The sequence below is a fragment of the Streptomyces sp. NRRL F-2664 genome (assembly GCF_000719345.1).
Taxonomy (GTDB): Bacteria; Actinomycetota; Actinomycetes; order Streptomycetales; family Streptomycetaceae; genus Streptomyces.
This window is the reverse complement of sequence record NZ_JOFX01000499.1, coordinates 1-291: the sequence shown is the minus strand read 5'-3', so window position 1 is coordinate 291 and position 291 is coordinate 1. Positions and strand designations below refer to the sequence as shown.

Genomic DNA, 291 nt, shown 5'->3' with positions numbered 1-291 from the left:
GTGGAGGGTGCGGGGGAGGAGGCCGTGGTGCATGGCCATGACCATTTTGATGACGCCGCCGACGCCGGCGGCGGCTTGGGCGTGGCCGATGTTGGATTTGAGGGAGCCGAGGAGGAGGGGTTGGCGGGTGTCTCGGCCTTGGCCGTAGGTGGCGAGGATGGCTTGGGCTTCGATGGGGTCGCCGAGGGTGGTTCCGGTGCCGTGGGCTTCGACGGCGTCGACGTCGGCGGTGGTGAGGCCGGAGGCGGTGAGGGCTTCGCGGATGACGCGTTCCTGGGAGGGGCCGTTGGG

At 70.4% G+C, this 291-nt stretch carries 1 protein-coding gene; it reads right to left on the bottom strand.

The annotated features are described in order from the left end of the window. Positions 1-291: hypothetical protein (locus IF89_RS40075; protein ID WP_043195118.1), on the bottom strand; the 291-nt coding region annotated here is incomplete at both ends.